Origin of the sequence: Mumia quercus (genome assembly GCF_025506335.1) — a bacterium.
GTDB lineage: Bacteria > Actinomycetota > Actinomycetes > Propionibacteriales > Nocardioidaceae > Mumia > Mumia quercus.
On sequence record NZ_JANZYO010000006.1, the window covers coordinates 187766 to 207918 of the forward strand.

14 protein-coding genes are annotated in these 20153 nt (G+C 68.8%); 5 read left to right on the plus strand and 9 right to left on the minus strand.

The annotated features are described in order from the left end of the window. The first annotated feature begins 52 nt into the window (after positions 1 to 52). From NYZ95_RS15505 to NYZ95_RS15515, 3 genes are all read left to right on the plus strand, one after another. Complete coding sequence (locus NYZ95_RS15505; RefSeq protein WP_262852228.1) at positions 53 to 2968, plus strand: UPF0182 family membrane protein; 2916 nt, start codon at positions 53 to 55, stop codon at positions 2966 to 2968. Positions 2969 to 3085: 117 nt separating this feature from the next. Then, positions 3086 to 3376, plus strand: a complete 291-nt coding sequence (locus NYZ95_RS15510; protein WP_262852229.1) for a helix-turn-helix domain-containing protein — start codon at positions 3086 to 3088, stop codon at positions 3374 to 3376. A 92-nt stretch (positions 3377 to 3468) separates the two neighbouring features. Beyond that, positions 3469 to 3762 carry a helix-turn-helix domain-containing protein gene (locus NYZ95_RS15515; RefSeq protein ID WP_262852230.1) on the plus strand — a complete coding sequence of 98 codons (294 nt, stop codon included), beginning with the start codon at positions 3469 to 3471 and terminating at the stop codon, positions 3760 to 3762. 56 nt (positions 3763 to 3818) lie between these two features. Here the strand turns inward: NYZ95_RS15515 and NYZ95_RS15520 are convergent, their stop codons facing one another. The 6 genes from NYZ95_RS15520 to NYZ95_RS15545 form a co-directional block, all read right to left on the minus strand. Then, complete coding sequence (locus NYZ95_RS15520; RefSeq protein ID WP_262852231.1) at positions 3819 to 5351, minus strand: HAD family hydrolase; 1533 nt, start codon at positions 5349 to 5351, stop codon at positions 3819 to 3821. Next, positions 5348 to 6601 (minus strand): PucR family transcriptional regulator, encoded by a 1254-nt coding sequence (locus NYZ95_RS15525; protein WP_262852232.1) that lies wholly within the window; start codon positions 6599 to 6601, stop codon positions 5348 to 5350. Before NYZ95_RS15525 ends, NYZ95_RS15520 begins: the two co-directional genes overlap by 4 nt. Positions 6602 to 6997: 396 nt before the next feature. Then, positions 6998 to 8509, minus strand: coding sequence for an HAD family hydrolase (locus tag NYZ95_RS15530; protein ID WP_262852233.1), 1512 nt, complete (start codon positions 8507 to 8509; stop codon positions 6998 to 7000). Beyond that, on the minus strand, positions 8506 to 9750 hold the full coding sequence (locus NYZ95_RS15535; RefSeq protein ID WP_262852234.1) for a PucR family transcriptional regulator: 1245 nt from the start codon (positions 9748 to 9750) through the stop codon (positions 8506 to 8508). Before NYZ95_RS15535 ends, NYZ95_RS15530 begins: the two co-directional genes overlap by 4 nt. Positions 9751 to 10127: 377 nt before the next feature. Then, complete coding sequence (locus NYZ95_RS15540) at positions 10128 to 10721, minus strand: hypothetical protein (protein ID WP_262852235.1); 594 nt, start codon at positions 10719 to 10721, stop codon at positions 10128 to 10130. A 123-nt stretch (positions 10722 to 10844) separates the two neighbouring features. Further along, positions 10845 to 11459, minus strand: coding sequence for a hypothetical protein (locus tag NYZ95_RS15545; RefSeq protein WP_262852236.1), 615 nt, complete (start codon positions 11457 to 11459; stop codon positions 10845 to 10847). A 392-nt stretch (positions 11460 to 11851) separates the two neighbouring features. Here NYZ95_RS15545 and NYZ95_RS15550 point away from each other — a divergent pair, with 392 nt between their 5' ends. Next, complete coding sequence (locus tag NYZ95_RS15550) at positions 11852 to 12883, plus strand: hypothetical protein (protein ID WP_262852237.1); 1032 nt, start codon at positions 11852 to 11854, stop codon at positions 12881 to 12883. Between the two features lie 104 nt (positions 12884 to 12987). On the opposite strand, the gene NYZ95_RS15555 is transcribed toward NYZ95_RS15550, so the two are convergent. From NYZ95_RS15555 to NYZ95_RS15565, 3 genes are all read right to left on the minus strand, one after another. Further along, on the minus strand, positions 12988 to 14799 hold the full coding sequence (locus NYZ95_RS15555; protein ID WP_262852238.1) for an RCC1 domain-containing protein: 1812 nt from the start codon (positions 14797 to 14799) through the stop codon (positions 12988 to 12990). Positions 14800 to 14874: 75 nt separating this feature from the next. Beyond that, positions 14875 to 16668, minus strand: a complete 1794-nt coding sequence (locus NYZ95_RS15560) for an Ig-like domain repeat protein (RefSeq protein ID WP_262852239.1) — start codon at positions 16666 to 16668, stop codon at positions 14875 to 14877. A gap of 74 nt (positions 16669 to 16742) precedes the next feature. Beyond that, on the minus strand, positions 16743 to 17807 hold the full coding sequence (locus NYZ95_RS15565) for a PucR family transcriptional regulator (RefSeq protein WP_262852240.1): 1065 nt from the start codon (positions 17805 to 17807) through the stop codon (positions 16743 to 16745). A 544-nt stretch (positions 17808 to 18351) separates the two neighbouring features. Here NYZ95_RS15565 and NYZ95_RS20600 point away from each other — a divergent pair. Then, positions 18352 to 20148: an ABC transporter permease gene (locus NYZ95_RS20600; protein WP_443677483.1), complete on the plus strand. Its 1797-nt coding sequence runs from the start codon at positions 18352 to 18354 to the stop codon at positions 20146 to 20148. The last annotated feature ends 5 nt before the right edge of the window (positions 20149 to 20153 follow it).

Here is a 20153-nt window from a genome sequence, read left to right on the forward strand (position 1 = left end):
CTCACCTCTGTGAGCACCCCGCCCCTGTGAGCACTGCGACCGAAGGAAACCCGTGAGCGAAGGATCCGCCGCCCGCCCTCGACCCGACGTGGGCCGGCAAGGACGACGTGTCCTGATTCCCACCATCATCACCCTGGTGGCGCTGCTCTTCCTGGGCGCCATCTTCACCGGCGTGTGGACCGACCGTCTGTGGTTCCGTTCCGTCGACTACAGCAGCGTCTTCTCGACGATGCTGAGCACACGGGTGCTGATGTTCCTCGGCTTCGGCCTGCTGTTCGCGGGCATCGTGCTCCTCAACGTGTGGATTGCCTACCGCAGCCGGCCGACGGCCACGGGCCCGCTCCGCCCGAACGACCCGGTCCTGCGCTATCGCGAGGCGATCCACCCGCTGCGCAAGGTCGGCATGGTCGCCCTCGGCGTGCTGTTGCTGATCTTCGCGGGCTCGTCGGCCGCCGGTCAGTGGCGGACGTTCCTCATGTGGCGCAACGCGACCGACTTCGGCAAGGACGACCCGACGTTCGGGCTCGACATCTCGTTCTTCGTCTTCGACTACCCGTGGCTGCGGTTCCTCACCGCGTACGGGTTCGCGGTGCTCATCGTCTCCGGCCTGGCCGTCGCGTTCGTCTACTACGTCTACGGCGGCATCGCGATCTCCGGCAAGAACCGCAAGATCTCACGTGCCACGCAGACGCACCTGTCGATCATCATCGGCCTGATCATGCTCCTGAAGGCGTTCGCGTACTGGCTGGACCGCTTCGGGTTCTCGGTCGACGCCAACAACCTCCTTACCGGCATCACCTACACCGACGCGAACGCGCGCATCCCCAGCAAGAACATCCTGCTGGTGGTGTCGCTGCTGTGCGCGCTGCTGTTCTTCGCCAACGCCATCTGGCAGAACTGGCTCCTCCCGGGCATCAGCCTCGCGCTGCTCGTCCTCACCTCGGTCCTGATCGGCGGCATCTGGCCGGCGATCATGCAGTCCTTCCAGGTGAAGCCGTCCGAGCCTGACAAGGAGGCGCCGTACATCGCCAGGAACATCGAAGCGACACGCGACGCGTACGGGATCGCCGGCGTCGAGAAGCAGAACTACAACGCTAAGACGACGCTGACCCCGCAGCAGCTGACCGAGTCGGCGGAGTCGCGCGTCAGCACGCGTCTGCTGGACCCGACCCTGGTGTCGCCGGCCTTCGAGCAGCTGCAGCAGGTGCGCGGCTACTACACGGTGCCCGACACGCTGGACGTCGACCGCTACCGCCTCGGGGACAACGAGAACCCGCAGGACATCGTCATCGCGGCCCGCGAGCTCAACCTTGACGGCCTGCCCGCCAACCAGCGCAACTGGGCCAACGACCACACCATCTACACGCACGGCTACGGCGTGATCGCGGCGCGCGGCAACGAGCGCGGCGCGCAGGGCCAGCCGGTGTGGGTCGAGCGCGACATCCCGCCGGTCGGCGAGCTGGATCTCGACAAGCAGCCTCGGATCTACTTCGGCGAGAACTCGCCGGCGTACTCGATCGTCGGGCGTCCCGACGGTGCCGATCCCATCGAGGTCGACATCCCGCGCGGCAACGGCTCCGGCGACGGCGACACCGCCGAGAACGCCACCCAGAACACGTACGACGGCAAGGGTGGTGTCGACATCGGCAACGCCTTCAACAAGCTGCTGTACGCGGTGAAGTTCAGCGAGCCGAACATCATCCTCTCGAACCGCGTCAACGAGAACTCGAAGATCCTGTACGACCGCAACCCGCGTGACCGCGTCGCGAAGGTCGCGCCCTGGTTGACGATCGACGGCGACCCGTATCCGGCGGTCGTCGACGGCAAGGTCGTGTGGATCATCGACGGCTACACGACGAGCGCGAACTATCCGTACTCGGAGAAGGTGTCGCTCGACGAGGCGACGTCCGACACGCTCACCGGCTCCGGCGCTCAGGCGGTGCTGCCGAGCGACCGCATCAACTACATGCGCAACGCGGTCAAGGCAGTCGTCGATGCGTACGACGGCACCGTTGACCTGTACGAGTGGGACACCCAGGACCCGATGCTCAAGACCTGGATGAAGGTCTTCCCGGGGACGGTCAAGCCGAAGTCGGAGATCTCGGCCGACCTGCTGGAGCACCTCCGCTACCCGGTGGACATGTTCAAGGTCCAGCGCAACATCCTCGGCGCCTATCACGTCACCGACCCGCAGACCTTCTACGAGGGCGGAGAGCGGTGGAAGATCCCCGAGGACCCGACCTCCAAGGGTTCGCTGCAGCCCCCGTACTACCTCTCGATCCAGCGGCCGGGCGAGGACCAGACCCGTTTCTCGCTGACGAGCGTGTACCTCCCGAACAGCCGCCAGAACCTCGCCTCGTTCGTCTCGGTGAACTCCGAGGCCGCTGACGTCGAGGGCTACGGCAAGATCCAGATACTCCAGCTCGGGTCGGCGACACAGGTCGACGGGCCCAACCAGATCGCCAACAGCTTCGAGGCGGACAGTCGTGTCTCGTCGGCGCTGCTCCCGTTCAAGAATGCGAGCACCAAGGTCCAGTTCGGCAACCTGCTGACCTTGCCGGTCGGCGAAGGCCTGCTGTACGTGCAGCCGGTCTACATCCGACGTACCGCGACGGAGGGGTCGTACCCCGTCCTCCAGTTCGTGATCGCCTCGTTCGGCGAGGGCATCGGATTCGGTCAGAACCTCGACGAGGCCTTGCGCGTCGCCCTCGGCATCGAAGGCGCGCCCACCCCGACTCCCGAGGAGGGCACGACCGAGGAGGGCGACGGCGGCGACACACCCGCCACCCCGAGCCCGCAGACGGTCGAGCAGCTCCTCGAGCAGGCTGACGCCGCATACGACGCTGCCCAGAAGGCACTCGAAGCGGGCAACCTGGGCGAGTACCAGCGTCAGGTCGAGCAGATGGCGAAGCTGCTGGGGCAGGTCCGGTCGCAGGTCGGTCAGACTCCGGCGCCGGACGCCGGCTGACCGCCAGCCGCTGCCCGTACGCCTCGCGAGGACCCGTGACGCATCTTCTTGTCACGCAATTCGGGATGCCATGTGCACATGGCTGACACGCCATGTGCTCATGGCCAGAGTGGGAGGGTGACCGAGGAGGCGCTCGACCCCGTCATCGCTCGCGCGCTCGCTGCCACGCTGCGTGCGTTGCGTGCCGAGACGGGGTTGTCGCAGGAGGAGGTTGCGCATGCCGCTGGCATCACCCGCAACCACTACCAGCTCCTCGAGTCCGGCCTGTCCGACCGCGCGAAAGGGTCGCCGGCCAACCCCCGGCTGTCGACCCTGATCGATCTCAGCGACGTCTTCGGTACGCCGTTGTCGCAGCTGGTCGAGGCGGTCGTCGCTGAGGAGTCGTTGATCCGTCGACGAGCCACCTGACGTGGCGCTGTCGGCGGCATCGATCCCTGCCCACCAAGAGATGCGGCCCGTCGTTCGGGGCCTGACGACATGGAGAGAGAGGCTCACAGACCGTGCCGAATCGAGTGGATCCCCGGCTGCGCGAGGAGCGCGCACGAGAGTTCGGCAAGCGGGTGCGGGCCCTGCGCAAGTCGGCGGGCCTGACGCAGGAGCAGCTCGCCGAGATCACCGGGCTCAGCCGCAACCAGGTCCAGAACATCGAGCTGTCACGCAACAACGCACGTGACGAGTCGGGCAAGCTGTCGCCCGGTGTCGGCAATCCGAGGTTCGACACGATCTGGGCGCTCGCCGAGGCGCTCGGCGTGCAGGCCGAGGACCTCGTCCGCCGGGACAAGGACGCGAACTAGCTCTCCGTCACCTGCTGAGCGAAGCCCCGTACGACACGTCGTACGGGGCTTCGTCGTCAGTGGGGACGACCTCGGAGGCGAAGCGACCCGACGACGACGACGAGCGTCGCCGCTGCCGTGGCCAGCGCTGCCGGCACCACCGCGAGCACGCCGGCCGCGGCGAGCGGGACGGCGACCACCGTGTACGCGAGGGCGAGCGAGGTGCCGGCCATCGCGGTCGTGTCGATCGCGTGCGCCAGCCTGATCGCGGCCACCGCTCCGGCGACGTCTCCGCCCGCGACGCTGACCGCAGCACCGCTGCCCGGTGCTGCGAGAGCGAGGTCGGCGCAGATGGTCGCGACGTCGTCGGGCGAAGACGAGAGCACTGCGACGCGGTGACCGTCGCCGTGCAGTCGGTCGACGAGTGCGCGTCCGCCGATCGCGCCGGTCTCCGCGACGACGTGGCTGATGCCGACCTCCGCGGCGAGCTGTTCGGCAGAGGCGCGGTCGCGGGTCGTCACGAGGACCGGCTCCAGCCCGAGCGCCCGGAGCGCGTCCACCGCCTTCTTCGACGCAGGCCGCGGAGTGTCGGCGACGGTGATCGTGCCGAGCGGCCGGGCGTCCACCTCGACCGCGACCGTCACACCGGGCCCCTCGGGTGCGTCGACGCCGATCCAGGCCGGACGCCCGACACGTACCGGATGACGGTCGACCGAACCGCTCACGCCGAGCTCAGGATGGTGCTGGACGCCGGTCACCCGGCCGCGTACCGAGAGCCGGGAGATCGCGCGCCCGACCGCGTCCTTGCGCGTGTGCTCGAGAGCGCCGGCGAACCAGCGGATGTTGCGGTCGTGGTCCGGCGACAGCGGGTCGACAGAGGTGACGTGCATGCCGTCGGCCACGGTCTCGTGCCCGTGCAGGACGAGCGTGTCGACCTCGAGCGCGACGTCGAGAGCGGCCGGGTCGTCGTAGGTGACGCCGTCCCGGTCGCCCCGCCGCGCCCCGGCCACCACCGCCGCCGGCACCGCGACTCCGAGCGCGCCGGGGCAGGCGGCGACGAGCACAGCCACGGCCGCGGAGACGGCGGGCCAGGGTGCGTCGGCGACGAGGAGCCAGGCGGCCAGGGTCCCCGCTGCCGCGAGGAGCAGGGCAGGGACGAGCCAACGTGGCGTGCGACGGAGCGCCGCGAGGGTCCCCGCCATCGACACCAGCCGCTGGCGTACGAGCAGGACGCAGGCGACGACGACGGGCGCGACGAGTCTCGAAGACGGGTGCCCGACGGCGACGGCGTAGAGCGCCCAGAGGTAGGCGGCGAGGACGCCTGCGGAGGCGAGCACGTCGAACGAGAGGTCGCGCCGGCGGAGCGCGCGGATCGCGTCGCGATGGGTGGGCCAGGTCAGCGCGCCGACGACCGTGACGAGCGCGAGGCACACCCACGACCACGAGGGGAAGCGCAGGCTCGGCGTCATCGACAGCACGGCGACGGTGAGGGTCGCGACCGTCGCGACCGCCAGCTCCAGCAGCGACCCGTCGCGTACGGGCACGAGTCTGTCGTGCCGTCCTTCCTGGCCGGGCTGGGTGCGCGGGTTCTCGGAGGACACGGTCGTCATGGGGCGTCCTCGATCCGCGCATCCTCGATGCGGAAGCGTTCGAAGTCGCTCTGGTCGCCTGCGATCCACAGCGGCACGCTCGCCTTGAGCAGCATGGTGAGCTGGACGACGAACTCCGAGTCGTGCAGGGCTTCGCCGAACAGCTCGTTGATCCGCTTCCAGCGGTAGCGCACCGTCTGCGGGTGCACGCCGAGACGGGCGGCGATCGCGGGCGCGCTGTCACGGGTCTCCAGCCACGCGAGGAGGGTCTCGGAGAGGATCTCGCGCGAGTTCTGGGTCTCGGCGAGCAGCGGGCGCAGGAGCTCTTGGGCGAGCCGACGGCGGATCGCGGGCTCGGCGTGGAGCCAGATCTGCGCGCGGTACTTCTCGCAGTCGACGAGCGGGACCCTGGGGATCACCCCCTGCTCGACGAGCGCGAGCGCGCGTACGGTCCACCGGCGGGCGTCGGCGATCTCGTCCATGTCGACGCTCCAGGACCGGGCGACGACGGTGCCGGGCGCCACCGACTCGATATGCTCCTTGGCCGCGACCACCTCGCTCGCGTCGCAGACGACCACGGCGGGGTCGAGCTCGGTGCTCACGAGGAGACTTTCGTCGAAGTCGGTCGCAGGGGGCACGTTGCCGTCCTCGTCCGCGATCGACGCGCTGAGCACGACGATCTGCGCCGGGAGGGTCCAGCCCGCGGTGAGCGCGAGGTCCTGGAGATCGGACCAGGGCTCGCCTTCCACGAGACGGGCTGCGAGCTTGCCCCGCGCGACGCCGGTGTCCTTGTCGAGCGTGCGCAGGGCCGTCTCGTACCCGATGACGACCTGCTCGGTCAGGTGGTCGATGTAGCCGAAGAGGACGTCGCCGTAGCGGCCGAGGTCGGCCGCGCTCAGCCCCTGCGCCGCCGCGAACGCGCGCATCTCCTCCCAGGAGTCGCGGGTCGCGAGGTGCATCGCCGCCTTGATCGCGCTGAGGTCGTTGCCGTCGTTGGCCTCCCCGTATCCCATGCGGCGGAACAGGTCGTCGACGCGCACGTTCGTGGTCTTCTTCGCCTGGATCAGGTCGAGGAAGTGGTGGATGGCGCCGGTCGCGGCGAGGGCGATGAGGCGTCGGCGGCGGCCGGTGACGGGGCCTGCGAAGGACGGTACGCCCTGCTGGATCTTGTCGGTCAGCCGCGCGACGAGATCGGGGATGCCGGGCTTGAACAGAGTGACGAGGCCGGCGGGCGCGGGGAAGAAGTCGCGTTCGCTGTGCAGCTCGATCATCGCGCGCTTCCCGTGTCGCGCGCCTTCGGAATCACCACGTCCATCCCGCCCCTCCTGCGGTGTGCCGTGCATCACAGTCCCATCAAATCGACGACCCTTCAATGGCGGCGTGGGCCCTGACCCCAGACAACCAGCCGTCGCTCCCTCCCCGAAAGCCGAACCGGTGGATCGGTGCGCCACTTCATAGAGACTTCTGAACCTGGGCCCTCCAGCGGGGGAGGACGGTGTGGAGCGCGAGGATCAGCTCCCGTCGCGCAGCGGACTCGTCGAGGGCGTCGGGCTGGTGGCCGATCCGCGTTCGGTGGGGTACCCCACCGAACGCGCACTGACCCCAGCGCCCTCACAGGGGTCAGTGCGGGGCCGCTCGGGTACCCGAGCGGACGGACGCGGCGTGGCTCACGCGGCGAATCGGCGCAGCTTCATCGCGCTCGCCAGCACCACCAGCGAGCTCGCTGCGAGCGCGAGCGCCGCCCCCATCGGCGGGAGCACCCCGACCGCGGCGACGGCGACCGCAGCCGCGGTGTAGGCGGCGGCGGCCCGCAGCGTCGTGCGCACCTGGGCGTCGATCGTCCGCGCGAGGGTCAGTGCGGTCACGGCCTCGGCGACATCGCCTTCGGCGAGCGTCACCGTCGACCGCTCGTCCTCGCCCGCGCTCGGGTCCAGAACCAGCGACTCGTCCGCGAGCACAGCAACGGTGCGGCCCTCGTCGCGCAGCTCCGACACAAGCGTCGTCGTGCTCGTCGCCCCGGCCTCCGCGACGAACCGGTCGATGCCCACCTGCTCGGCGACGTCCTTCGCCGTCAGCGGGTTCGCCGTCGTCACGAGGACCGGGTCGACGTTGAGGCGGCGCAGGTTGGCGGCCGCCTGCTTCGCCGTCGGGCGCACGGCGTCGACGACCGTGATCGTGCCGAGCGGTCGCGCGTCGACCTCGACGCCGACGGTGGTGCCCACGCGCTCGGTCACGTCGATGCCCACCCACTCCGGACGGCCGACGCGGACCGGATGCCGGTCGACCGACCCGCTGATGCCGAGGCCTGGGTGGGTCTCGACGCCGGACAGCCGCCCGCGCGCCGACAGCTTGGCGATCGCCTTGCCGACGGGGTGGGCCGAGGCGTGCTCGAGCGCCCCGGCGAACCAGCGGAGGTTGCGTTCGTGGTCGGCGACGAACGCATCGACCGACGCGACGCGCTTGCCGGACGCGACCGTGCCGAGCCCGTCGAGCACGACGACGTCGACGCGTCTGCTCGCGGCCAGCGTGGCCGCGTCGTGGATCACCACGCCGAGGGCATCGCCGCGTCGCACTCCGCTGCGGTACGCCGCGGGCAGCGCGAGCCCGATCGCGCCGGGGCAGGCCGCGATCACGACCGCCACTCCGGCAGCGAACGCGCGCGCTGGGCGAGCGTCGATCGCGAGCCAGACACCGACCGTAGCGGCGGCGACCGCCAATGCGACCGGGACGACCCAGGCGGGGACCGGTGTGGGGCCAGTTGTCGCCTCCCGATGCACCCCGTGGCAGGCGAGGACGACGACACCCACCACGGCGGCGACGCCGAGGTCGACCGTGCGCCCGTGCGTGACCAGCGCGCCGACGGACCAGGCGCAAGAGGCGGCGACGGCGACGAGCGAGAGTGTCGTGAGTGCGAGCCGTCGGCGACGCAACTCGGCGACGATCTCCGCGCGCAAGCTCCACACGCACGCCAGAGAGACGGCGCTCCCGGCGGCGACCACGACCTCTCGCCACGAGGGGAAGCGGACGACCGGTGTCGAGCAGAGGAGCACGACGCCGACGGCCAGCATGGTCACCGCGCCGAGCGCTATCCGCCGCGCGGGGGAGGCGGTCGGTCGGAGTGCAGCCGGGCCCGTACGCCGGTCGCGCGGCGCACGGGTATCAGTGGGCGCCGTCGTCACGTCGGATCCTCGCTCCTGAAACGCTCGAAGTCGCTCTGGTCGCCGGCGATCCACAGCGGCACGCTCGCCTTGAGCACCATCGTCAGCTGCACGATGAACTCGGGGTCGTGCAGGGCCTCCCCGAACAGCTCGTTGATGCGCTTCCAGCGGTAGCGCACCGTCTGGGCGTGCACCCCGAGACGTCCTGCGATCGCCGGGGCGCTGTCGCGGGTCTGCAGCCAGTCGAGCAGAGTCTCGGAGAGGATCTCGCGGGAGTTCGGGGTCTCGGCGAAGAGCGGGACGAGCAGTTCCTGCGCCATCTGACGACGCAGTGCTGGTTCCGAGTGCAGCCAGAGCATGGTGCGGTACTTGGCGCACTCGATCACCTCCTCGGAGATGATGCCCTTGTCCGAGAGGTCGAGTGCTCGGACGGTCCAGCGTCGGGCGTCGGCCACGTCACCGACGGACACCTTCCAGCTGGCGGCGATGCGGATCGTCGGTATCGCGTCGCGGAGCAGGGCGAGGACAGTGACGCTGTCGTCGACGGAGCAGACATAGACGGCGGGGGACGGAGACGTGCGCGCGAGGACCGGTGCGTCGGACTCGGCAAGGTCTGGCAGCTCAGTGCCGTCCGGCGCGTCGGCGCTCAGGACGACGACGCGAGGCGCGAGGACCCATGCGGCGTTCGCAGCAAGCCTGTCGATCTCCGCTGCGTCGCTCACGCCATCGAGCAGCCCGTCGAGAAGGCGACGCCGAGCGGCGACGATGTCGCTGTCCCGTGCACGCCGGGCGGCGTCGTAGCCTGTCGTCGCCTGGTCGGCCAGATGGTCGAGATAACCGAACAGGTCGTCGCCGAGCTTGCCCAGCACGTCTGCGGACAGATTGTGCTTCGAGGCAATGGCTCGAAGCTCGGCCCAAGCCTCACGGCCAGCGAGCTGGAGTGACTCGCGGAGCGCGGTGAGGGAGTGGCCGTCGCTGGCCTCGGCGTATCCCATGCGTCGGAAGAGGTCGTCGACACGCGCCCCGGTTGACGAGGGCTTTCCCAGAACCATGTCAAGGAAATGGCTGATCGCGCCGGTCGCTGCAGTGCTGATGAGCTTGCTTCGCCGCCCCGTCGTCGAGCCGGCGAAAGACGGCACCTCTCGCTGGATCTTGGCGGTGATCCGCTCGACAAGGTCGTCAAGAGTCGGCTTGACGAGATTGACGACGCCCGGCGGTACCTCTCCTGGCGAGAGGGCCTGGCCGGCCCCAGCCTCGATCATGCCGGAGTCCTCGTGACGGTCTGACTGAGATCCATGGCTGTGCCCCCGCCCCTCCCGCGGTGTGCCGTGCATCACATGTCCTATCACAAAGGAACGTCGTTACGGTCCCGCAGGGCGCCGAAAGGAGGGAGGGTTTCCGGCCGCCCTGCGGGGCGTGAAACTAGCCAAGCAGGGCGCACCGACGCGCGGAAGGTGGGTGCGGTCCGCTCGGACGGACGTCCCACGCACCTGCGAGTTCGCCCCCCTTGTTGGGATAGCGATCCGAAGGCAGCCGACCCCGCGAGGTAGGTGTCGCCTGCGGGTCGGGACATGGGTGAGGGGCGGTCCGGTGATGGCCCGGACCGCCCCTCATCGAACTCGATGTCAGGGATGGCGGCTCAGCCGACGCTGATTCGTCCGTTGCTGACGTTGAGATCGATCGTGCTTCCGTGTCCGGGCACGATCTGGTTGAGGATGAAGGTCTGCAGTCCGCAGTTCTGGAAGGCTCCGATGGTGTACTCGCCGACGAGGCGGCCGCCGTTGGTGACGTCGAAGGACTCCCCGGCCGGGGTGTTGGCGGGGATGGTGACGGGGACCTTGGTGCGGCAGTTGTTGCCCACGAAGGCAGGAAGGCCGCCGATGAGGACGTCGGAGAGGCGGATGTAGTACGACGCGGTCGAGGTGACCTTGTTGGCGCCATCGACGTAGGCGATGCTGCCGGTGACCGGGGCGGCCTCGATGAAGTTCACCTGAGCCTTCACCGGCAGGAAGCCCAGCAGGTGGAACTTGGTGTCGGCAGGCTGCAGAGGCATGTGGCCAGTGAACGTTCCATCATCGCTCTCCATCGCGAGGGACAGCGTGGTGGGCTTGATCCACAGGTCGGAGTCGGTGGTGTTGATGTGCGACCAGCCGGTCGCGTCGTATTCGACGTTGAGTGTGACCGCGTTGGCGGCAGTGGGCATGAATGCCAGTGCAGCAGCAGCGCCGGCCACGGCGAGGGTACGAAGAATCTTCACGCTTTTTCCGTTCGAGTCGAGGGTGCGGATTGTCGGAAGGGTGAGGGGGATTGCGGGCTGAAGGCGGGGGACCCGAAGTCCCCCGCCTTCATGAGTGGATCAAGTTGTGATCTTGATCGGCCACTCGGTGTTGTTGTCGGTCTTCGTGACGTGGTAGGTGCCGGCGAAGTTCGCCGAAGCGCCGTTCGGGATGAGGTTGAAGCAGCCGACCACGTTCGACACGGTCAGCGTCGAGCCCGCCGTGACGACCGAGAGGAGCTGCCCGTTGTGCGTGTGGGCGCCCGTGCTCGTGGCGTCGTTGAAGCTGCCGTTCACCGTTCCCGCGACCTTGAACGAGCACAGACCTGGCGTCGCCGAGGTCACCGTCGCAGAGATGTTGACGAGCCGGCCGGGGGTGACCGTGCCGCTCTCGTTCCCGGTGATCTGCAGCCCCCACGTGCCGGAGTGCGCCACGTTCATCGGGATACCCAGCGGACCGACGCAGCCGCTCCACGTGGTACCCGTGATGGTCGCCACGTTGGGTGTCGGGTAGGGCGTGTAGGACCCTGCCGTGACCGACCCGGTCGCCGTGCCGCTGGTGCACGACATGGCGACGCCGCCGGCGTTGAAGCTGATCGCGCCCGTGGTGTGGCCGCTGATCGCGTGGCTTCCGGTCGTGGCTCCGCCAACGGTCACGTTCGCGGGCGGTCCGGCGTAGGCGGTGGTGGCTGCCACCCCAACGAACGCTGCTGCCCCCACTGCTGCGCCGACTCCTCGGATGAAGCGTCTCATGATGAGACTCCCCTCGTTCTCGTCGTTCTCGGTTTCGCCCGGACGGTTGTCCGTGGCACTCGCATTCCAGCAGTCGCGTGACCTGGTTCACATCGCCCAGGACGCACATCCTTGAGATATGGGACGGACATCCAAGTTTCGGCTTCCGCCTCATGACGGCTTGGGATAGATATCTCCGCTTCGGCGCACCGCGTCTCACGAGGTGACGGTCGAGATCGGCCGTTCGTGCAGCGGTCTGGAGCGGGCAGGGCTCAGGTCGGATAGGCATCCGAGTTCGTGGTGAAACGAACCGATTCTCTGGATCTCGTCCAGCGGCCCGTGTCACGATCGGCCCCATGCGAGTTCTGGGGACCCGCCTCCGCAAGGCGGCCGTGGCGACGTCTGTCGCCGCGACTTTGGCCATCGCCGGCGGTGCGGCCGCAGAGCCAGATTCCACGTATCCCAATCTTCCCAAGCAGCTCGGTTTCGGCATGGTCGGGAGCGGGACGACCACGCTCGCGTACGTGAGGCCGTCAAAGCAGTGGATGCAGCTGGCGGACGCCCTGGTCGTCGCCGACACCATCGTCGCTCTGGCCGGCAATCCGAGCTGTCACGGCGTGATCGAGCCACCAGAACGCTGCGAGCTCGCACCGAACTCGTACCAAGGCTTTCCGTTCACTGCCAGGGTGTTCCCGGTCACCCCGAAGAAGCCGATCGAGTCGTCGACCTTCCGCACGTTCCCGCCGGTGAAGATCCGAACGGTCGCCTTCGGAACCATCCCCGCCACCGCGACAGTCGAGCTGCGACTGCGGTCCGGAGCTGACGGACTTCCCGAGCCGCTGGTGGCAACGACCGACGATGACTACTATCAGCGACTTCTCGGGCCTTGCGGTGACTGCTTCCCGACCGACAACTATCACCGGATCAGTGACTCCGACGTCCGTGGGACCTTGGATGTCCGGCTGTCGGAGCTCGTCGTCGATGGAGTGACGATGAACGTCGGCCCGCGGTGTGAGGCGAAGGGTGCGGTTCTCCGTGGACGTGGCGAAGGCTACTTCTCCAACCAGGACAACACCGCATGGCGTGACCTGTCGACCGGCGAGCCGTTGGATTTCGACTCCCGCCTCGGAGTGCCCGTGGGCAAGTACAACGCCGCGCTGGGCGGCGTCATCCGGGCAACGATCGACGTTCCTCGCTTCGTCGGGTGCGGGACCGGCGGTGAGAACCTGAGCCCGCTGGTGAGCTCGGTCGCCTCGGGCCGGGACTTCCCCGTCGTGGTGACGCAGGCGAAGGCGCACGGACTCTGCTGGAACACGGTGCCGAGTCTGATCGATCTCGGCCAGTGCCCGTACGTGGGTGAGATGCCGTACCCCACCAACAACGGTTGACGCCGAGCCCTCATCACGCGGCCAAGCCCTTGCGGCCCCACAACGAAGGCGCCCCACCCGAGCGGGTGGGGCGCCTCATCACGACATCGTCAGGTGCTGCGGTCTCAGGCCTTTCGGACCTTGACCTTGATCGTCTTCGCCGACTTGTTCACCGTGGCCGACCCCAGGTAGCGGACCGACAGCTTGACCTTCCCGGCCTTGGGCAGCTTCTTGAGTCGGACGACTGCGGTTCCGTTGGCCTTCAGACGGGCAGTTCCGACCTTCTTCGCGCCGAGGAAGACGGCGACCGTGCCGTTGGCGCGGACTCCTGTCGCTCGGACCGAGACCTTGACCTTCGCCCTGGTCTTCTTAGCGACGATCTTCTTCGTGGCTGCCTTGGCGCTGACCTTGGCGTTGGCCTTGGCAACGCTAATCCGCACGCTGGTGGCGGATGCCTTCACCGTGGCACTGCCTGCGTACCGGATCGTGAGGGTGTGCACTCCAGGAGTGAGTGCCGTCTTCGGAAGCGTCAACGACGCTCGACCCGACTGAGCAGTCCCCGTGGCGAGCCGCCGGGTTCCCTTGGAGACGTCCACCCTGCCGCTGGCACCGGCGGGAGAGATGAGGACGTTGACCCGCGGCGCGCTCGCGCCGTACCGCACTGCTGCGGCGCTGGCCCGTACGGTCGAGGCGACCTGTGGAAGGGCGACCGGCGCCGTTGCGGCGGACGTCGCGCTGACGGTCTCGCCGCCCTTCGTCGCGGTCTGAGTCACCGTGATCCGCTTCCCAAGATGGGCGCTCGTCAGAGCGAGAGTCGTCCCCGTCGCGCCGGTGATGGGCGTGCCATCGGCCTTCCACTGCGAGGTCACGGTCTCAGGCGCGCCAGAGAACGTCCCCGAGGAGAGCGAGAGACTGTGTCCGGTCGTGGCCGTTCCGCTGACGCGCGGCGGAGTCGCTGTCCGCAACGCGGCGTACAACCCCAACGTCGTGGATTCGCTCGTCGACGCCTGGGTGTATCGATGGTCCTCGAGAAGCTTCAGCAGCCCTCCGCTGGCATCGAAGACGAACACCTTGCCCGACTCGGTGAGGACCGAGAACCGATTGGCGTTGGGGATCGAGATCGACACGGCCTTCTCGCCGCCCAGGACCGTCTCGACGGCGGCATTCACGAGGGCGTCGCTCGAAGGCGTCCCTCTCCAGAGGTGAACCCGGTGGTCGTCGGTGATGGCGCCGGAGACGCCTGCTCCGTTGGCGATGGCGATCGTCCTCCCCTGGATCTCGGCCGGCACAGGGAGACGCGCACAACCGCAAGAGGACTCTTCCCCCCAACCCACCACGGTGCCGTCAGACTTGAGAGCCAGCTGGAGCCCTTCGCTGGCGGCGACGTCGACGACGTTGGACAGACCGGCGGGAACGGCGAACGCGCCGGTCGACTTGCGGCCCCACGTGACGACCGTGCCGTCCTTCTTGAGCGCGAGCGCCGTCCATGACGGGGCAGAGACCTTCGTCACGTCTCGCAGACCCGCGGGAACGTTGGTGATGCCCCAGCCGGGATCGCCCCACGCGACGACGGTGCCGTTGGAACGGAGTGCGACACCGTTCAACCCCGCCTCCACGGCGATGACATCCGACAGACCAGCGGGAACCTTCACGTTGTTGCGGGCGGCATCACCGATGCCGTCCCCCCAAGCGGTGACCTTCCCGTCGGCCGTGAGGGCAAAGTTGAATCCGCCGCCAGCAGCGACGGCGGTGACGGCCTTTCCGCTGAGCGAGGCAGGGATGGTGCTGAGAACCGGACTGCTGCCCCACCCGGTGACGGCTCCGGCATCCGCAAGCGGAACCCGGCCGGAGTCGGCGGTTGCGGGGCCCGGTAAGGCACCCAGGGCGAGTGCGCTCGAAGCCACGGCGACAGCGCCGCGGCGAAGCAGTGAATGCATGATGCTCTTCTCCTTGTCGATGAGGGGAGGGGTGCCTCGTCGATCGGACGAGGCACCCCCGTTGCGCGTCGAGCGCTACCGCTTGCGGACCTTGAGCCTGAGGGTGGTGGTAGCCACGTCCACGGTGCTCGAGCCCAGGTAGCGGATCTTGAGCTTGGTCTTGCCGGCCTTCGGCAGCTTCTTCAGCGTCACCACGGCTGTGCCGTTCGCCTTCACGCGTGCCGTCCCCACCTTCTTCTTCCCGACGAAGACGGCGACCTTGCCGCTCGCACGGACGTTCGAGCGGACCGAGACCTTCACCTTGGCCTTTGTCCTCTTGGCGACGACCTTCTTCGTCCTGACCTTCGCGGCGACGGTTGCCTTCGCCTTGGAGATGTTCAGCCGGACGCCGACCGCCGACGGCTTCGTCGTGGCATCTCCGGCGTAGCGGACCGTGAGGTTGTGGCGACCCGGGGCGAGCGCGGTGCGAGGGAGCGTGACGACTGCTCGGCCTGCCGAGAGCCGACCGACGGCGAGCCGGCGACTTCCCGCAGCAACCTCGACGGTGCCGGAGGCGGTCGGCGGCGCGAGGCTGACCCGGACCTGGGGCGCGACGCCGTAACGGACTGTCGGCGCGTTTGCGGTCAGCCGCGAGGTCACCGCGAGCGGCGCGACGGGTGCCGTCGCTGCCGACGTGGTGGTCTCCGTCTTGTCGCCCTTCGTGGCCGTCTGGGTGACAGTGATGCGCTTCCCGACGTGTGCGGCCGTCAGCGTGAGCTCGCTGCCGGTTGCCCCGCTGATCGGTGTGCCGTTCGCCTTCCACTGAGAAACCACAGTGTCCGGCGTCTCGTTGAAGGTCGCGGGCGTCAGGGTGAGCTTCTGCCCGACCTTCGCCGTGCCCGACACCTTGGGTGCAGTGAGTGCGTTGAGCCCCGTGACGAGCGCGAGGTTGTGGGACGTGCCCGCGGAGATCGCAGCGATCGGCTGGCCCTCGAGCGAGGCCGGAACCTCGTTCATGCTGGCCGCGTCGGGATTGGCGCCCCCACCCCAGGAGAAGACCCGGCCAGACTCGGTCCGCACGACGATCGTCGTGCTGATGTCCACCTCAGCGATCTCCTCGTCACCGAGCGCGTCCGGCCGCGGATCGGCCGCCATCGACCCCCACAGGTGCAGCACGCCGTCATCGGTGAGCGCCGCGCTCGTGCTCATCCCGGCCGCGATCTGCGTGACGTGACCCTGGATCTCGTCGGGGACGTCCAGCTCCCCGGCGATGTTCATCAGACCCCACGCCGTGACCGTGCCGTCGGACTTCAGGCCGAGCACGTGGGTCGGCGCGGATGCCAGGGACGCGACGTCCGACAGGCCGTCGGGCACGGGAAGCGTGGCGGCGCTGGCACCCCACGTCGCGACTGTTCCGTCTGCCTTGACGGCCATCGCCATCAGCGGCGTCATCTCGATCGCCTTGACGGGCCCGAGCGTGGCGGGAACGGTGTTCACGCCCGTGTTGCTGTTGCCCCAGGCGACGACGGTGCCGTCGTCCTTCAGCGCGAGCGCGTTCTGCGCGCCCGCCGAGAGGGCCTTGACGTCGTCGAGGCCCTCGGGGAGGAGGAACACCGGATCGGCGGAGTCGCGGCCCCAGGCGGCAACGGTGCCGTCGCTGACGAGCGCGAGGCTGAAGTACGAGCCCGCCTCGATCGCCGCGACCTTCTTCCCGTCGAGTCCGGTCGGCACCTGGGACTCGACGTCTGGGTTGCCCCACGCGGCCACCTTGCCTTCACTGCCCGGCGTGACGGGCGTGCCCAGCTCGGCGTGCGCAGGGACGGTCATCCCGAGCGTCACGACCGCGCCGGCGATGACGCCGGTGGCGCCCCGTCGTACGAGGGTCTTCATGGTTGTCTCTCTTTCTCTTGGCGGCACGACGAAGGTGTGTCGGTCTGCCGGAAACCGGGGGATGGGGTTGGGGATCAGGGACGGGGGAGGCTGGACCATTCGGGGAGGACTGCTCGGAGCGCGAGGATGAGCTCGAGTCGGGACGACGGATCGTCAAGGTCGTCGCCGAAGATCTTGCGAAGTGCTTGCGCGCGGCTGTGCGCGGTCTGGGGTGCGAGCCCCAGCGCGCGGGCGACGGCGGCGACGGGTTGCCCGGTCTCGAGCCAGACCAGCAGCATCTCGCCCAGGTGCACACGGCGCTCCGGTCCGAGCGCGCTCAGGCTGCCGAGATGCTTCGTGACCAGGAGCTCGGCCAGGTAGCGGTTGCCGCCGAGGAGGAGAGGGCCGAGCAGGTCCGTGCACGGGACGATCGTGCGGTCGTCGTGCGCCGTCGACTCCCGCAGCAGCAGAGCCGCCCGGCGAGTGAGCTCGAGCGACTCCGCGATCCGTTGCAGGCCCGCTGGAGGGCCGACGACGACCTGGCGGGTCACGTGCTCCCGGAGGTGGGCGGACCACCCAGCGGCAGCGGGGACGAGTGCTTCGCGGAGGTCGTTGCCGGCGAGGACGTCGGGGTCGTGCCGGATCCGAGGGGGTAGCGGATCGCGTACCGACACGAGCGCTGTGAATTCGTCCGTCGGGTCGAGACCGGACAGCTCGAGCGCGTGGTCGAGGCGCGAACCGCCGCGAAAGATCGTCGCGTGAAGGTGCTTCAGCTGTTCTGCCCGGAGTGCCCCCGCCCGCTGGCGCTCGGTCCAGCCGTGGTTCAAGTGGACCTGCAGCTGGGCCAGATACGCCGCGATGCCCTCGCGGAGCCGGAGGACCACGTGACCGGAGACTGAGCTGCCCAGGGTCATCTGGAGGCCACGCTGGACGGCAGCGTGGATGCTGTCGAACGCCTCGTTCACACGGTCGGGCGGAGTGTTCGCCTCGGCAAGGCGACCACCGAGGTCGCGCATGCTCGCCTCTACTCGTTGAGAGGCGAGAGCGCAGGACCCCTCGGCGTCGACGAACGCCATGATGGCCTCCGACACGAGGCCCGACAGTTCGGAGTCGTCGGGCAGACCTGGCATCACCGCCCGCACGATCTGTCGTGTGAGCATCGCGAGACGGTCGCGCGTGATATTACGGAGCGCGGGTTCCCGAGAGGGTCGTGTGCCGCGTCCAGGTGCGACGAGTGTCATGCCAGCTCCCTCCACCAGTCGATGTCCAGGGCGGTGCATCTGTCGGTAGGGGGCGACGAGCCGATCAAGCCACAGCGAGTGGCGCATCGGCAACCCGTTCGGAGATATTGGTCGGCAACGGGCCCGGTTCTTGTCATGCGCATGACAAGAGTTGGTAACGAGAAGGTAACGACGCTCGGGGTCGTCCGCCCTGATCAATCTGCACGCAATACCGGCCTACCCGGTGGGGGCGTACTCGTCGCGGAGCAGCGCTCGGCCGTGACGGGGTGCGCCTGGTTTGTCACCCACGTGACAAGTCATGGTCACGAAGAGGTCACGAACCGTCGATCTTTGTCTGACCCTCTGCCGCGTGACGCGGAGCACACCTACGTTCGACGCCAGGCACCGAATCGGCTGAGGGGGCGATGCGGTGCCGCCTACATCACGGCGCGTCGCGGCGCGGTCGAATGCCGAGGGAGGACGAATGGGCGGGACGGTCGAGGTCGAGGGCCTCACGAAGAGCTTCGGGCGCCAGAACATCTGGCGTGACGTGACCTTGACGCTCCCGCCCGGGGAGATCACGGCGCTGCTCGGCCCGTCGGGCACCGGCAAGTCGGTGTTCCTCAAGTCGCTGATGGGCCTCATCCAGCCGGAGGCCGGCGTCGCCCACATCGACGGCGTCGACATGTGCCGCGCGAAGGAGTCCCAGCGCCTCGAGCTGCGCAAGAGCTTCGGCGTCCTCTTCCAGGACGGTGCGCTCTTCGGCTCGATGCCGGTCTACGACAACGTCGCTTTCCCGTTGCGCGCCCACACCCGCAAGACCGAGAAGGAGATCAAGCAGATCGTCTCCGAGAAGCTGGATCTGGTCGGGCTCCTCGGCCAGGAGCACAAGCTCCCCGGCGAGATGTCCGGAGGCATGCGCAAGCGCGCCGGCCTCGCCCGCTCGCTGGTCACCGAGCCGTCGATCATCCTCTGCGACGAGCCCGACTCGGGTCTCGACCCGGTGCGTACGGCGAACCTGGCGCAGCTCCTGCTGGACGTCAACGCACAGACCGACGCGACGATGCTCGTCGTCACCCACAACATCGAGCTCGCCCGCACGCTGCCGGACAACCTCGGGATGCTGTACCGCCGCGAGCTCGTGATGTTCGGGCCGCGCGAGGAGTTCCTGCTCACCGACCACCCCGTCGTCTCCCAGTTCATGAGCGGGGACCCCGACGGACCGATCGGCATGAGCGAGGAGGTCGACCACAGCACGACCCACGAGCCCGACGAGTCGACGTACGGGTACGGCGACGGCTACCCCGACGGGTATCCCGATGGCGGCGGCATGGCGACGATGGTCCGTTCCGGGGCCCGGGCCATCGAGGTGCTCCCGCGTCAGCTCGTCCCCACGTCGGGTGCCGTGCGCGCCGGCGCGGTCCGTCACGGCGCGCGGGTGTCGTCAGGCAAGGCGCCGCTCTACGTCGCCGACGACGAGGAGACCGACCCAGTCGCGCCACCTCGTACGCAGCCTGCCGTCGTCCGTGGTCTGGACGAGATCGGCAACCTTTTCGCCCTCGGCCTCGACACGATCCGCGCCACGTTCCGCCGGCCGTTCGCCGCGCGCGAGGCGCTCGAGCAGTTCTGGTTCGTGGTGTCGGTCTCGTGGGTCCCGGCGATGCTCGTCGCCATCCCGTTCGGCGCGGTCATCGCGCTGCAGCTCGGCACCCTGACCGTCCAGGTCGGCGCCCAGTCCTACACCGGTGCGGCCAGCGTGCTCGCGGTCGTCCAGCAGGCAGCACCGATCGTGACGACGCTCGTCATCGCGGGGGCAGGAGGTGCGGCCATCTGTGCCGACCTCGGAGCACGGACCATCCGCGACGAGATCGACGCGATGAAGGTGACGGGTGTCTCGCCGATCCAACGGCTGGTCGTGCCGCGGGTGCTCGCGTGCATGGGCGCGGCCGTCCTGCTCAACGGGCTGGTCTCGGTCGTCGGCGTCCTCGGCGGCTACTTCTTCAACGTCGTCGTGCAGGGCGGCACCCCGGGTGCGTACCTCGCCAGCTTCACCGCGCTCGCGCAGATCTCCGACCTCTGGGTCGGTGAGCTGAAGGCCGTCATCTTCGGCTTCATCGCCGGCGTCGTCGCCGCGTACCGCGGGCTCAACACCCGTCCCGGCCCCAAGGGTGTCGGCGACTCGGTGAACCAGTCGGTCGTCATCACCTTCCTCCTGCTGTTCTTCGTCAACTTCGTCCTCACCACGCTGTACCTGCAGCTGGTGCCCGGCAAGGGAGCGTGACCCGC